Below are 15,414 nucleotides of genomic sequence, written 5' to 3' on the forward strand. Positions count from 1 at the left end.
GGAGGATACAGTTATGCAGGCAGTTTTACTGGCAGGCGGCCTTGGCACACGGCTCCGTTCCGTGGTGAGCGACAGGCCAAAGCCAATGGCACTGATCGGAGACAAGCCTTTTATGGAATATGTGGTATTGGAGCTGGTCCGCCACGGTGTAGACTCAATCATTTTTGCCGTAGGCTATAAAGGCTCTATGGTGGAAGAATACTTCAAAGACGGGTCCGCATGGGGAATCCAGGTTTCTTATGCATATGAAGAAGAGCTGTTAGGAACCGCAGGAGCCATTAAAAATGCAGGATCCCAAATACAGTCAGACAGATTCCTTGTATTAAATGCGGATACCTTTTACCGGATTGACTACAGCAGGCTTATGGAGCTTGGCAAAGAACGGGACCTGGACATGGCTCTGGTGCTCCGGGAGGTGCCTGATGTATCCCGTTATGGACAGGCTGTTTTAAAAGACGGCTGGCTTACATCCTTTAATGAAAAAACTGAGGAAAAGCGCAGGGGAACCATTAACGGCGGCATTTACTTACTCAGACGTGATCTGCTTGACGAGATTCCTGAAGGAAAGGTATCTCTGGAGCAGGAAATGATTCCAAAGTGGCTTTCAGAGGGAAAAAAGCTGGGCGGTCTTGTAAGCGGCGGGTATTTCATTGATATCGGAATTCCAGAAGATTATTACCGGTTTGCAGAAGATGTGAGGAGAGGAGAAGTGAACTTATGGTAATCAGAGGACGTGCTCCCCTGCGGGTGAGCTTTGGCGGAGGTGGAACCGATGTAGTTCCCTTCTGTGTGGAGCAGGGAGGAGCCATCATCGGCAGCACCATCAATAAGTACGCATATTGCTCCATCGTACCAAGAGAGGATGACCAGATCATCGTACATTCCCTGGACTTTGATATGACGGTCAAGTACAATACAAAAGAAAACTATGTATATGACGGACGCCTGGATCTGGTAACAGCAGCATTAAAGGCAATGAATATCAAGCAGGGCTGTGAGGTGTACTTACAGTGCGATGCCCCTCCAGGATCAGGCCTTGGCACTTCCTCCACCGTTATGGTGGCCTTATTAACGGCAATGGCTAAATGGAAAGGCGTGGAAATGGACAGCTATGCCATGGCAGACTTAGCCTATCAGGTGGAGAGAGAGGACTTGAAGATCGACGGCGGATATCAGGACCAGTATGCCGCTGCCTTCGGAGGCTTTAACTTCATTGAATTCCACGGCCGAAACAATGTGGTTGTCAACCCTCTCCGCATAAAAAAAGAAATCATACATGAGCTTCAATACAATCTGCTCCTTTGCTATACAGGAAACATCCATGTATCCGCCAACATCATAAAGGATCAGGTAAAGAACTATGAAAAAAAGGATCCCTTTGATGCGATGTGCGAGGTAAAAGCACTTGCTTACGCCATGAAGGATGAGCTGTTAAAAGGAAATCTCTACAGCTTTGGAAAGCTTCTGGATTACGGCTGGAAGAGTAAGAAGCGCATGAGCAGCAAGATCTCCACTCCTCATATTGACGAACTTTATGAGGAAGCGTTAAAGGCAGGGGCTCTGGGAGGAAAGCTTTTAGGAGCCGGCGGAGGCGGATTCCTTCTGGTGTACTGCCCTTATAATGTACGCCATAAAGTGGCCGCGCGCATGGAGGCAGCCGGAGGACAGCTTACGGACTGGAACTTTGAACTTCGCGGCGCCCAGGCGTGGATCACTGACGAAAAACGTTGGGATTACCAGGAGGTAAGGGTAACCATACCAGGAGGCGAATATCATTTTAACGTGTAGGTCTAAAGAAGGAGGAAAACCATGGACAGGATCATATTTTTAGACCGGGACGGAACCATCAACGAAGAAGTGGAATACTTGCACCGGCCTGAGGATCTGGTGATTCTTCCAGGGGTGCCGGAAGCCTTAAGGCGGCTTAAGGAGCAGGGATTTAAGCTTGTGGTGGTAACCAACCAGGCCGGAGTGGCAAGAGGATATTATGGGGAAGAGGATGTGAAAGCTCTCCATGAATATTTAAACCGCCTCCTTTCAAAAGAAGGAGCCCCAATAGACCGATTTTATTACTGCCCCCACCATCCCGTTCATGGGATCGGAAAATACCGGATGGAATGTCACTGCCGGAAACCGGAAACCGGAATGTTTGAAATGGCGGAGACAAGCTTTCAGGTGGACAAGTCCCATTCTTATATGATCGGCGATAAGCTTCTGGATACGGAAGCCGGAAGAAGATACGGAGTGGGCACAGTTTTGGTAGGAACCGGATATGGAAAAGAATTATACGGCAATTTGACCCAGTCAGAGAAAAAGAATTCTTTTGACTTCTATGCCCCTGCTATGAAAGAAGCTGCGGACTGGATACTGAACAGAGAAGGAGTGTGAGAAACATGGAAGCCATGAACTATTTAGAAGAGCTGATAGAACGTTACCCTGTGCTGGCCTGTGTAAAACCTCAAATCAGGGGAGCTTACGAGATTCTTGTAGCCTGCTATGAAAACGGCGGAAAGCTGCTGATCGCCGGAAACGGCGGAAGCTGTGCGGATGCAGAGCATATCGTGGGAGAATTGATGAAGGGCTTTGTAAAACGCCGTGCCGTTTCAGAAGATTTTGCCGGAAAACTTTTAGAGGCAGACCCAAAGCTTGGAAAAGAATTGGGAGAAAAGCTTCAGGGTGGTCTTCCGGCCATTGCTTTAACCGGTCATCCAGGCCTTTCTACAGCATATTTAAACGATGTGGACGGGGAACTGACCTACGCGCAGCAGACTTATGGATACGGAAAGAAGGGGGATGTGCTTTTAGGAATATCCACCTCCGGCAATGCGAAAAATGTTATGTATGCCGTAACAGCAGCAAAAGCCATTGGCATGAAAACCATTGGCCTTTCAGGAAAAGACGGAGGCCTTTTAAAGATGGCAGCGGATGTGACTGTGGTGGTTCCGGAAACTGAGACATTTAAAATACAGGAACTCCACCTTCCGGTATACCATGCCCTCTGCCTGATGCTGGAGGAACGGTTCTTTTAACTAAAATAGCCAGGGACTCCCCCGCTTTTATAAATAGGGGGCTGAGTTAGAACTATGGCCGCAGCTCTGATGCAGAGGTGCGAAGATTAAGATAAGAAAGGGGCTAGAGATGAAAGATAAACAATGGATATCTGGGTGGAAGGATGAGGTCATCGCGGCCGCACTTTTGCTGGGATTTGCTTTTTTCATAAACAGGGGGATTGAGATAAAAGGGCTTTATATGGATGATTTATATCTTTGGTCCTGTTACGGAGAACAGTCTTTCCGCGAATTTGTATTTCCTCTGGGAAGCACCCGGTTCCGTTTTGTTTATTATCTGGCTGCCTGGCTGGAGCTGATGGTTTTCGGGAACCGAATCGGTTGGTTTGTTCCCTTTAATATCCTTTTAAACACCTGCATTGCCTATACGGTTTACCGGTTTGGAAAGCGTTTGTCAGGCAGGAGACTGATTGGTTTTATTTGCGGGATTTTATACCTGCTATCACGGATGTCCTATTACCAGATCAGCCAGGTATACGGCCTGATGGAAAGCATGGCGCTGTGGGCTGCCATTGGCATTTTCTACTGTCTCTACCGCTATCTGACTGATGAAGCGGAGAGAAAGTGGTTTGTACCGGCTGCAACTGCAATGTATTTTTCCGTCTGCTTCATCCATGAACGCTACATGGTACTATTGCCCTTGTTTTATGCCGCATTTCTCATGAAAAAGGAAAAAGGTCCAAAGCCATGGCTTAGCATAACCGGGGCGTTCCTGGCGGTTCAGGCGATTCGTTTTCTTACCATCGGAAGCATTTCTCCGGCAGGGACAGGGGGAACGGATGTAGCGGATACCTTCCGCCTTTCGGATACCTTCCGGTATTCTTTAAGCCAGGTGCTTTACGTATTCGGGATCAATGCAGGCCCTGATCATTTAAATGGACTTAGCTGGGGAAGATCGCCTTACTGGGTTCATGTTCTTGTCGTGTTTGCAGACTTCCTTCTCCTTATTATGACCGTGATTTTTCTTATAACCGTTATACGGGAGCGGGAACAGCTGAAAAAACGTCTTCCTGTGATCTGCCTGTTTCTTTTATTCATCGCCCTGTGCATAGGCTCTTCCAGCGTCACAATCCGGGTGGAGACCCGGTGGATTTATGTTTCCATGACGGCAGCATGGCTGTTTGCCGCTTACATGTGTGGTGTGGCGGTACCGAAGGGGGAGGTAAAAACAAAGCTTGCCAAGCCACTTTTATACTGCGGCCTGTTCCTTTTTTACGGTGTTCTCATGCTTCCGGTTGAAAGCTTTTACCGGGGGAAATACGAGAATCTTTATTACTGGCCCTCCCAGCTGCGGTACAACTCCCTGGCAGAAGAGACTTTCGGCAAATATGAGAATGAGATATTCGGAAAGAAAATTTACATCATCGGCAATTCTTATGAAATGAGCGATTTTACTGCCAGGACCTTTTTCAAAACCTTTGATAAAGAACGGCTGGCAGAGGGGACCGAGGTTACTTTTATTCAGTCCATCCACGATATCGGACTGGTGACTCCAAACATGCTCATATTGAGGGAAGACCCGGCCCATAATGCATTTCAGGATGTGACGGATTTTGTCAGGAACTTAAAATTTGAGCTGGTCTATGGCTGCTATGAGGACGGCTGGCTGGATGAAAGCGCCAAAGTCCGGATTATGGCAGGGAAAGAAGGAAAGATCGGTTTTAAATTCTATTATCCCGGCGTCATTACCGGCCTTGAGCAGATTACTGTGACTGTAAATGGAGGGGCAAGCCAGGTTATTCCCATCACTTCCAATACGGTTACGGCTGAAATTGACGCGCCGGCCCTTCAGGTCACGGAGCTGGCCTTTGAATGTAACTTTTTCTATGAGGATGCAGCGGAGCAACGAGGAGAAAAGCATCTCTCCGTCGTTGCTTCCATAACAGCAAATTAAGGGCAGAGGTGAAATGCATGAAGCGAAAGTATCTGTATGGCCTGCTTCCTCTTTTGGGGACCGTTTTTTGCCTCTGGTATATTTTTACGGCCACCTGTGACGGAATTTATTCTGATTACGTACGCCTTGTGAACAGTTATCTGCCTGACGTATGGAATCCGGCCAAGTTCTTTGTGCCGGATATCCTGACCAGAATTCCGGTCAATTATCTGGGAAGGATCCTTAATGTCTCCTTTTTTGGATACAACATTATGTTTGACCGGGTATTAGGCGTTCTGGCCCTTGGGCTTTCCGGGCTGGCTCTGGGAAGCTACTGCAGCCGCAGAAAGATTTCTCCTGGCTGGTATGGGGCTTTAATGATAGTACTTTTCAGCCTTAACAAGTGGGAAATGCTGGTCAATGGAAGCGGCTGGGCTCATTTCCTGTCCTTTGCCTGCTTTTATTACCATTTTGAGGTGATGGACCGGGTATGGAGCGGACAGGAAAAGAAATATGACAGGGCAAAACTCCTGTTCCTTCCGTTTTTAACAACACTGCTGGTGGCAGGTCCGTACTGCGCAATCTATTCGGTGACAGTAATTTTAGCCTGCGGCCTGATGTTCCTGTTAAAAAAGGGTGATTCAAGAAACAGATGGGGCTTAAACGGCCTTTGCGCCCTGATCCCCCTTCTGCTGTACTTGTGGAGCAATGCCTATGCAGTAGAAGACCACGCGGCTTCGGCAACCGTTCCTCTGGTTGTCCAGTTACGGGATACTCCCGGTTTCTTCCTCCGCTTTTTCGTGAAATCTTTTTCTTCCATGGTGGTAGGAGGAGAACAGGCTGAGGAAATGTTTCGGACCAATGCTCCCTATCTGATCCTTGGTTTTTTGGTTATCCTTTTGTATCTGCTTGCACTGTGGGTAAATTTACGGTACCGTCTGTATGAGAAAACGGTCCTTCCTGTCATTCTCATCCTATCGGGAGGGCTGAACCACGTGCTCATCCTTTTGTCCAGGTGGATATTTCTCAATGAAAATTACGGCTTAAGCTCCAGGTATGCCCTTCAGTTCCAGTCCGGTATCCTTGGAATTTTACTGACCTTTGCCTTATTATCCAGACAGTGGAAGAAGAAGGGTAAGCCTTTCCTTCAGATTGCCGCCTGTGGGGCTTGTGTGCTGTTTCTGGCAGGGAACTGCTATACCACTTACACAGAGATAAAAAAGGCCCCTTACCGCAGGAATAACTATGTAGAAAGGGCAGAATTGGCCCTGAACTTTGAAACAGCTACCGATGACCAGCTGCGGGAGGAATTTGAGTACAGGCGCAGCCTGGAAGACAGTGGGGCCAAGGTACGGAGTGCGCTGACGATTTTAAAGGAAAACGGATACAGCGTGTTCCGAAATGACTTTAAACGATAAGGTTGAGAGAAAGACGTCTTTCAGCCCCTTGCTTATGAATTAATTGGATATGCAGGTATATCCGATTGGTTCATTCGTATACAAAATGACAGTCGGGGGTTTTTATGGGCCGATCACAGAAACGTGGGATTGGGGTCCTGCTGTTTATGGTTTTTTCAGCGGCAGGAATCCTGTATTCCTTGAATCAGATTTTAAACCAGGAAGTTTTTCAGTGGATCATGAACCAGAGTGAATATAAGACCATGATGGCAGAGACGGCGGAGCTGTTTGCTGCCTTCTGTTTGTGTGGATTTTTATTCCCTAAGAACAGGCAGAAGCTTACAGCAGCGGTCCTTATTACGGCCCTCTTTTTGTGGGCGCACGTAGCTTTTCTTCCGGTTCTGGTTTCCGGCCTTTATCTGGCCTATATCCTGTTCTTTGGACGTTTTCTCCGGGTATCCTTATGGAGGTTACCAAGGGCAGATGGGCTGGCTTCCGACTTTCTCACAGGCGCGGTCTTTCTCTTGGTCATGTTTTGCCTTATGTCGGCTGTTGGCATTGGCTCCATCACTCACCTGACCGTATTTGTCATTGGCAGCGGCGGAATCCTGCTTCTTTTCGGAAGGTCCTGTCTGGGCGATGGAGAGGGAGAGAATGGTATAGCTTTCAGTGGCAAAGAGATTTTTTTACTGGCATTTCTCCTGTCAATGGTATGCCTTCAGGCTGGGCGGTTAAATATTGCCGTGGATTATGACAGCCTGTGGTATGGAGTCAGATCCCGGTATATTCTGGACAATGGCCATGGAATTTATGAAAATCTGGGAACCATTGGGATCGTTTACACCTATTCCAAAGGCTTTGAGGTCTTGACCCTGCCTCTGACCCAGCTTCCTTCCTACAGCTTTGTAACTTCAGTCAATTTATGGCTGTCTTTGGGAGTTCTTTTTATGGGCTACAAAATCGGCCGTTTTTATATGAAACGGGAGCAGGCGGTCTTTTTAGCGGCCCTGCTGTCAGGAGTTCCAGGCATCATGAATATGGCGGTCACAGCCAAAAGCGATATCATCACACTGCTTGTCCAGGAGATCATGGTGTATTATCTGCTGTGTTATATAAAAGCAGGGCGAAAGTCCTGGCGTTACCTTGCATATGGGACGTCGGCCTTTTTTCTCAGCCTGACCTTAAAACCAACGGCCCTGGTCTTTTCCACTGCTGTTTTTGGAATGGGATTTTTGTATCTGTTAGGAAAGTTCATGTTTCCCAAGTTCGGAGCGGAGGCGGGTAATGGCGGTGGTCTGGCAGTTATGGCAGGCTCGCTTCTGGCCTTAGGGGGAATCTGGGCAAGAACTTTGGTATTAACAGGACTTCCTCTTACCTCAGTGTTCTCCTCCTTGCTTACAAAGATAGGATTTCACTTGAAGTACCCGTTCATGGTCAACAGCATACCTAATTACAGCGCCGGAATGTCCCCAAAGGAAAAAGCAGTGCACTTAGCAAACCGGCTTCATGGGTTTTTCTTTTGTCCTGTGGGAGAGGATATGGATCATGTGATTCTTGCCTGGGGTGGATTTCTGCTGTTTTTTCTTCTCTTATTGTGGATTGTAAGCTGTTTTTACGGCAAGAATGTGGATAGAGGAAAGAATTGTCAGCTGTCTGTTTTCCTAAAGGTCATCTATGTGCCGTTTTTAGTGGTCAATCTTATCAGCTTAGGTCTGCTGACCCAGGTTGACGGGAACTATTTTATGCTTTTTTATGTACTTACAACGGTCTATGTCCTGAAGGCTGCAGCGGAGGCCAGGGAAAAGGCTGTGTGGCGGGGAGGCATAGGAGCCGGAGTCTGGGTGCTTATGTTTTCCGTATTTTTTACGGCCATGACCAGCTGGAATTGGTGCCTTGGCTTTACACCTGTGTCATTTCATCATAAAGGCTACTATGACCATCAGGAGGCCGCCAGGCAGGATATGATATCAAAGGGAAACGGTGAGATATGGGATATTCTTGCCTCCGACCCGGAAATCCGGCTCATTGCCATTGGAGACCATCCGGATGTGCTGGCATTTCCATGCAACGTCCAATCTTATGACGACATTACAGGGGTATGGGGAAATGTGACCCTGGTAAAGAAAATGGATTATTTTGTGGAATTCATGGATTATGCAAAAACAGATTATGTCTATGTTCAGGCCGGCTATACTGGAGAAGAGAACCGTTCCTACACCCTGGTCAGGGATTTGATCGGAGTGGGAAAGCTGATCCCCATATGCTATGACAACGGAAACCTTTTGGCTGCGGTGGATGTGAACGGGGATTACAGCGAAAATTCGGTTCAGGCATTGACAGAGTTTGAACAATGTTATATAAAAAAGGAAACAAATGAAGAGCAATAGTATGAGGAGCATAAGGTTGAAAGAAAAATGCCTTTCAGCTTTGAGATTGTGAATTAACGGGAAATGCAAGTATATCCCCTTGATTCATTAGGAGGCAAATATGGGAAAAACATTATCGGTCGTGGTATCATGCTACAATGAGGAGCTGGCTCTAAACCAGTTCTATCAGGAAACGGCCAGAATTTTAAATAAACTGATCTGGGACTATGAACTGATTTTCGTCAATGACGGAAGCCAGGATGGCACCATGAAGATTCTTGACGACTTGTCCAGGCTGGATAAAAAGGTAAAGGTAATCAGCTTTTCCAGAAACTTCGGCCATGAGGCGGCCATGATTGCCGGTTTGGATTACAGCAGTGGAGATGGAGTCGTCTGCATGGATGCGGATTTACAGCATCCTCCCCAATATTTGCCGGAAATCGTCGGAAAGTTTGAGGACGGCTATGATGTTATCAATATGGTGCGTACAAAAAATGAGTCCGCAGGGTGGTTTAAGAATTTTGCTTCTTCTGCCTTTTACCATTTGATCAACGTACTTTCTGATGTGAAATTTGAGCCAAATGCTTCTGATTTTTTTGCGATATCCGGGCGGGCCGGCAAGGTACTGAAGGACAATTACAGGGAAAAGGTCCGCTTCCTGCGCGGGTATGTGCAAAACATCGGTTTTAACCGGACAACCATTGAATATGAGGCAGGAGTCAGGGTAGCAGGAGAAAGCAAATACAGCATCAAAAAGCTGATGGTCTTTTCCTTAAATACCATCATGTGCTTTTCCAACCTGCCTCTGAAGCTTGGAATCTATGCAGGGTGCGGCGCAGGCGTTCTGGGGATCATCATGATGATTTACACCATATGGAGCTGGGCAAGGGTAGGGACGCCAAACGGGTATGCCACCACTATTGTACTGATCTGCTTTATGTTTGCGGTGCTGTTCCTGATCGTTGGGATCATTGGCAATTATATTGCTATTCTGTTTGCGGAGTTAAAGGACAGGCCTATTTATATTGTTGGGGAGACGAAGAATTTTTCGGAGTAGATGATATTTGTGGCTGAAAACGACTTTGAATTAAGAAATGCGCTTTGAATCGGGCTAAAAAACCGTTTTCAAAGCGCATTTTCCTGTTTATAGAACTATTTTATTAAATGAGTTGTCATTATAAATCTGTTTTGCAGCAGACTCAACTGCCGTTTATTAATGTATTCCAGGGCCGATTTCTTTTGTCTGATTGGAGGTGGAATCAGTAGGAGCAGTTTCCGTCTGCCCGGCCTGGCTTTCTGCCGTGGTTTCTCCTTCCGTCTGCCCGGAGGCTGTCTGCGGAGTCACAGTGCATGCGCCGTTTGCATCAGCGGTATAGGAGACTCCATCCAGTACAAAAGTAGTAGAGACTGCCATCTTTCCATCAGCCGGGTTTAAGTAATACTGCAGGCCGCCTACCTGTGTCATTCCGGTTGCCATGGCGCCGTTTCCGCCAAAGTAATACCAATTTCCATCGATCTGTCTCCAGCCTACGGTCATCTTACCGGAAGAAGTGCTTAAATAATACTTAGTTCCCCGTTCCTCAAGCCATCCGGACTGCATCTTTCCGTCGTTAGCAAGATAGTACCAGCTTCCGTCAGGATTGATCCAGCCTGTAGCCATGGCTCCGCTCTGGTTAAAGAAATACCAGCTGTTATCGATGAACTGCCATCCTGTGGACACTGCGCCGTTTCCTGCCAGATAATACTTGGAAGAGCCTTCCGTATACCAGCCCGTAGCCATGGAACCGTCATTATTTAAGTAATACCGGGCACCATTGTTATCAAGCCAGCCTGTGGCCATTACACCGCTTTCCTGTAAGAAATACCACTTGCCGTTTAAGTTCTTCCATCCGGCAGCCATTTGGCCCGAAGATGGATCCAGGTAGTAATACTGGCCGTTTAATTCCTGCCATCCGGTGTTCATGACACCATCTGAACCAAGATAATAGCGTGACCCGTTGTCAGCCAGCCAGCCGGTATTCATGGAGCCGCTTGGATTAAAGAAATACCATTTGCCGGAGAGCTGTTTCCATCCGGTGTTCATCCGTCCGGAGGTTTCGTCAAGATAATAACGCAGCCCATCCTTATCAAACCATCCGGTGGCAGCCAGTCCCTCTTCGTTCATAAAGAACCAACCGGAGCCGTCGTTGATCCAGGCATTTTTCTGGATAGAATAATTCTGATAGTAATAGGTCTTTCCGCCAATGGTCCTCCACATATTTCCCGGAAGCTTTGGAGTTAAGTCCTTATAGAGGAAGTCAATGTCAACGTTTCCATTGATGCCGTTAATTGAACCGGTGCTGGTGACCTGCCACATGATCGGATTGGAATAAACGTGTTTGGCCTCATAACGGGCAACCCACACGTCATAATGCATATTGGATAAATCGATTTTATTTGATAACCAGTAATCATTAGCATAAACGATAGGGTAATATCCGGCGTCTGCAATGCGCTGGCAGAATGCGTTGATTACTTCACTTACCTGTGCTGGAGGGAGAGTTCCAAGGGTGGCGCTGTCTTCTGCGTCAAAAGCGATGGGAAAGGAAATGGGATAATCCTTAACCAGATTGAGGACAAAATCCGCTTCCTCCCTGGCCATATCCGGAGTGGTAGCCAGAGAATATATGTAAGCGCCCACTTTCAATCCTGCTGCTGATGCACCCTGCACATTGGTATGGAAATATGGATCCACAACACCCTTGGATCTGGTGCCCAGCATGACAAAGCTTACATCATCTGAAGCCACAGAGGTCCAGTTTACATTGCCCTGCCATCTGGAGACATCGATTCCTCTGGCAATTACCTCTTCAATTACCGTACCGTTTGCAAGCTGATAATGGCCATTGACCTTTTCATAGCCTGCTGCCCAGGAATTCATGGCAGGGCCAAACCCCGCAGACATTCCTATAAAGGCACATAATGCTGCTGCGGCAAACTGCATGCCTATTTTCTTGTGTCTCAATGTGATACCTCCTTATCATTCGAGTACTATGAAATGCTGTGTGCTTTCATGCTTACGGAATGAAAACACAGGCGTACAAAATCAGAAGAAACCTGCTTTACAAGTTTCCCCGGTTATCGCGGCAGCACCAAGCAAACTGGTTCTTAGCTGTCCGGTCCATTATCCGCGTAAATAAAAGGGTATCCGCGCCGAGGTGCAGATACCCACACAGATACTAATTCATATGAGATCAGCCGGGGCCATTGGTAAGCCCTGGTGACAACTGATATCCGTTATTGCCTGATGGATTTGACGAACCGCCAGGAGTATCGTTTGAAGAACTTCCCGGGGCTCCGCTTAAAGTATTACCATCAGAAGAAGAGGAGCCTCCTGGCCCATTGGAGCCTGATGGAGTCGAATTGGTCCCGCCCGGTGCATTGGAGGAGCCGGTTGATGAACCTCCGGGGCTGTTTCCGCCGGTTGAGCCGGATGGAGAACCAGAAGCATTGTTCTGGTAAGCTCCGTTGGAACCAAAGGTATAGCTTTTTCCGTCAATGGTAAGGGTAGTATTTACCGCCATCTTACCGGTAGATGGGTCAAGATAATAATAAACACCGGAGAGCTGTATCCAACCGGTCATCATATGTCCGGAATCATTAAAATAATACCAGGAGCCGTCAATCTGTTTCCAGCCATGGGCCATCTTTCCATTGTTGTCCATGTAATACTTGTTGGTTCCGTCACTGAGCCAGCCGGTCATCATCCGACCTAACACGGACTTGGAATCTACATTTAAGTAATAGTAGGCATTATCGATCTGCTTCCAGCCGGTGACCATCTTGCCGTCAGAGCCGAAATAAAACCAGTCACTTCCAATCTGCCCCCATCCAATGGTGCATTTACCATTTTCTTTAAAATAATACCAGCCGCCGTCCATTTCCCGCCATCCGGTGGACATGGAACCGTCGCCTTTCATGTAATAATAGTCATTGCCTATTTTTAGCCAGCCTTTTACAAGGACACCTGTGTCATCCATGAGGTAATAATATTTTCCGCCGTCTTGTATCCACTTGGTAGCCATGGCGCCGTTGGAATGAAAATAGTACCAGTTTCCGTTGATCTGCTTCCAGCCGGTAGCCATAATGCCTGTGGAGAGATCAAGAAAATAAAAGGTTCCGTCGGATGTCTTTACCCAGCCTTTATGAGCGGAACCATCCTGGTCTATATACTTCCACTGAGAACCTTCCGCAACCCAGCCGGTGGCTCCCCAGGCCGTATCTGCCGGTATCAGGGCAGCGGTTCCTACAAGCCCTGCTATGAGCAGCGCCGTCATCTTCTTTCGGTATTGCATACCGTCCTTCCTCCTGTTCTAGCTATTTTATTCACATAGTATAGTCCGCAGTGCAGCAAGTAAAACCTGCGGTTTTACTTGCTCACGGGCATTCGCCCTATGAAATAAGGCAGGAGAAGATTTTCTTATGTGCGGGCACAACGAAAATCTTCTCCTGCCTTATTTCGCACTGCTCATCGCTTTCGTGTACATTATAACACAGTACCGACAGGAATACCTAAACATTTTATTACGATTTGCGGACATTTTCCAAAATTCTCATATTATGGGAGGTAAAAAGCACTTCCCATAATCGGATGGACGGGCTGAAAACAGCCCTTTTATCGAAACTTGCGTTGCAAGTTCCGATAAGCTATATTTTGGAGATTTCGGAGCACTTTTTGTAATAGTGTTTCGCATAACGATACATGATTATGGTATATTCGCCAAATTCCTCCCCTAAGGCTGCCTTGTATACTGCCCAAAGGCTCCACAGGAAGCCGCCAAGAGCCATATAAGCGTAAATGGTGAACCGCTCTTCATCAGAAGGCTCCCGTTCCAGGTAGATCCTTATGAGGTCATCTGTTTCTTCTTCATTTAAATAGGAGTAAATCGCGCTCATGCCGATGTCTATAAGGGGATCGCACATTCCGGAATATTCCCAGTCAATTAAGCGCACGCCACCGTCTGGCATCATTAAAAAGTTGTCGACTACTGTATCAATATGAGAAAGGACCTTTTTATGTCCCAGACTGTCCAGCCGGTTCATAAGCTCAGTCATCTGCGTGCGGACCAGGCTGTAATCGTCAAACAGGATATCCCCGTGGGCCTTACATAGCTTTTCATAAAAATCGATCCGTTCACGAATGTCAAAGGAATGGTCAACCTTAAGACCGGATTTGTGGAGCTTTCGGACAACCGCCATGCAGCGTTCCATTTCTTCCCGGCAGTAAGGATTGGCATTGTGGGTGTCTTCATAAAATTCCGCAATCTTATATCCGGTTTCTCCATTAAAGTAAATAACCTTTTCCGTGATATCCAGTTTGCCCAGGACGTCATAAACCGCTTTTTCCTGCTGCCGGTTGATCAGGAGATCCGTTCCGGGTCCCGGGATGCGGCAGATATAATGGCGGTCCTTGATCTTAAACAGGAAGGATTTGTTGGTCATTCCCGATTTTAAGCACCGTATTTCTGTGATTTCTGATTCTGGCACATGGAATACTGTAGATACTAATTCCATGGCTTCATTATCGGAATGGCGCTGGTATTTTAGGTCAAAGAGGCGAAGCTCTTCCAGGTTTTCAAATTCATATACCTCGTCAGCCGGTCTTCGGTTGATGAATAAATCAATGTCCTGTTTTGCCTCGTGAATATGAGGAAGCCTTTTAGCTGCTTCTCCGGATAACATTTCCATGTAGACATTTTCCCAGTAGAATTGCTCTGTTCCAGGAAGCTGGTAATAATTCTCTAATACGGTCAGGAACTGCTCTGAGAATGATTTTGAGAAGAAAACAGGCCCGTACATCACCCATTTGTCCTGGCCGCCAACGGATACATTTAAAATGCGTCCCTTCTTATTATAATCAAGACACCATTCAGAGGTTTCCCCTTCCATGAATGACGCAGAGTACCATGCGCCGCCTTCGTAGGCGTGATACATGTTGTGGCGCATCCAGTTGTCAGAAGAAAGGACATACATATTTCTTCCACGGAGAAGCTCACGGGCGTGATAAATGGTGGTCAGTGTGTTTTTCTGGGAATATTCAGGATTATATAAAAGCTTAACCTGATATTTGTCTATAAGATATTCAAATTTTTCTTTTAAGTATCCGACCACAATGGTAATATCCCTGATTCCTGCTTCGTGAAGCTGGCGGATCTGCCGTTCGATCATGCGCTCTCCGAATACTTCCAGCAGACCTTTGGGGGTTTCGAAGGTTAATGGGACGAAACGGGAGCCGAAGCCGGCAGCGATGATGACCGCACCGTCTACTTTATTATTATTTAGAAGGGCTTGTCCTGCTGGGAGCAGTTCGTATAAATCATTACTATTTCCAAGATTAATATATTTTTTTTCTATGCATTCCTTTATTAGGTTATTAACGGTTCCCAAGGAAACGCTAAGCTCTTTCGATAAATCTCTCTGTGTGACTGCCGGGTTTTCCAGAATGGAACGGCAGATGATGACGTTACGATCCATAGTCGTGTGACCTCCATGTAGTTTATAAGTGGTAAATTGGTGTGGGGTGTTCAGATTTTGAAATTATTATTAATATATGAACATTATACCATTGAAATGGTAAATTGCAATAGGAGATTGTGATGAGATTATATATGGAAGATTGTATATAGAAGGTTGAAGGGGAGGGTTGTAATATAATTGCCTTTGAGGCTTAG

At 46.8% G+C, this 15,414-nt stretch carries 11 protein-coding genes; 8 read left to right on the forward strand and 3 right to left on the reverse strand.

Annotated features, from left to right (window positions below; translation table 11 throughout):
• Positions 1-13: 13 nt before the first annotated feature.
• From ABFV83_RS19395 to ABFV83_RS19430, 8 genes are all read left to right on the forward strand, one after another.
• Positions 14-724: a nucleotidyltransferase family protein gene (locus ABFV83_RS19395; RefSeq protein ID WP_349946216.1), complete on the forward strand. Its 711-nt coding sequence runs from the start codon at positions 14-16 to the stop codon at positions 722-724.
• Positions 718-1,788 (forward strand): GHMP kinase, encoded by a 1,071-nt coding sequence (locus tag ABFV83_RS19400; protein WP_349946218.1) that lies wholly within the window; start codon positions 718-720, stop codon positions 1,786-1,788. Before ABFV83_RS19395 ends, ABFV83_RS19400 begins: the two co-directional genes overlap by 7 nt.
• A 21-nt stretch (positions 1,789-1,809) precedes the next feature.
• The gene (locus tag ABFV83_RS19405; RefSeq protein WP_349946220.1) at positions 1,810-2,388 is read left to right on the forward strand and encodes an HAD family hydrolase; all 579 of its coding nucleotides are present in this window, start codon (positions 1,810-1,812) and stop codon (positions 2,386-2,388) included.
• A gap of 5 nt (positions 2,389-2,393) precedes the next feature.
• Positions 2,394-3,029, forward strand: coding sequence for an SIS domain-containing protein (locus tag ABFV83_RS19410; protein WP_349946222.1), 636 nt, complete (start codon positions 2,394-2,396; stop codon positions 3,027-3,029).
• A 109-nt stretch (positions 3,030-3,138) separates the two neighbouring features.
• Entirely contained in the window at positions 3,139-4,962 is a 1,824-nt protein-coding gene (locus tag ABFV83_RS19415; protein WP_349946223.1) for a hypothetical protein, read from the forward strand.
• A 17-nt stretch (positions 4,963-4,979) separates the two neighbouring features.
• The gene (locus tag ABFV83_RS19420) at positions 4,980-6,359 is read left to right on the forward strand and encodes a hypothetical protein (RefSeq protein ID WP_349946225.1); all 1,380 of its coding nucleotides are present in this window, start codon (positions 4,980-4,982) and stop codon (positions 6,357-6,359) included.
• Between the two features lie 104 nt (positions 6,360-6,463).
• On the forward strand, positions 6,464-8,725 hold the full coding sequence (locus tag ABFV83_RS19425) for a sodium:solute symporter (RefSeq protein ID WP_349946227.1): 2,262 nt from the start codon (positions 6,464-6,466) through the stop codon (positions 8,723-8,725).
• Between the two features lie 100 nt (positions 8,726-8,825).
• The gene (locus ABFV83_RS19430; RefSeq protein WP_349946228.1) at positions 8,826-9,761 is read left to right on the forward strand and encodes a glycosyltransferase family 2 protein; all 936 of its coding nucleotides are present in this window, start codon (positions 8,826-8,828) and stop codon (positions 9,759-9,761) included.
• A gap of 156 nt (positions 9,762-9,917) precedes the next feature.
• On the opposite strand, the gene ABFV83_RS19435 is transcribed toward ABFV83_RS19430, so the two are convergent.
• The 3 genes from ABFV83_RS19435 to ABFV83_RS19445 all read right to left on the reverse strand — a co-directional run bounded on the left by ABFV83_RS19435 (position 9,918) and on the right by ABFV83_RS19445 (position 15,217).
• Complete coding sequence (locus tag ABFV83_RS19435; protein WP_349946230.1) at positions 9,918-11,708, reverse strand: GH25 family lysozyme; 1,791 nt, start codon at positions 11,706-11,708, stop codon at positions 9,918-9,920.
• 229 nt (positions 11,709-11,937) lie between these two features.
• On the reverse strand, positions 11,938-13,038 hold the full coding sequence (locus ABFV83_RS19440) for a cell wall-binding protein (protein ID WP_349946232.1): 1,101 nt from the start codon (positions 13,036-13,038) through the stop codon (positions 11,938-11,940).
• Positions 13,039-13,390: 352 nt separating this feature from the next.
• Complete coding sequence (locus tag ABFV83_RS19445) at positions 13,391-15,217, reverse strand: sugar phosphate nucleotidyltransferase (protein WP_349946234.1); 1,827 nt, start codon at positions 15,215-15,217, stop codon at positions 13,391-13,393.
• Between the last annotated feature and the right edge of the window lie 197 nt (positions 15,218-15,414).

The organism is Lacrimispora sp. BS-2, assembly GCF_040207125.1.
GTDB lineage: Bacteria > Bacillota > Clostridia > Lachnospirales > Lachnospiraceae > Lacrimispora.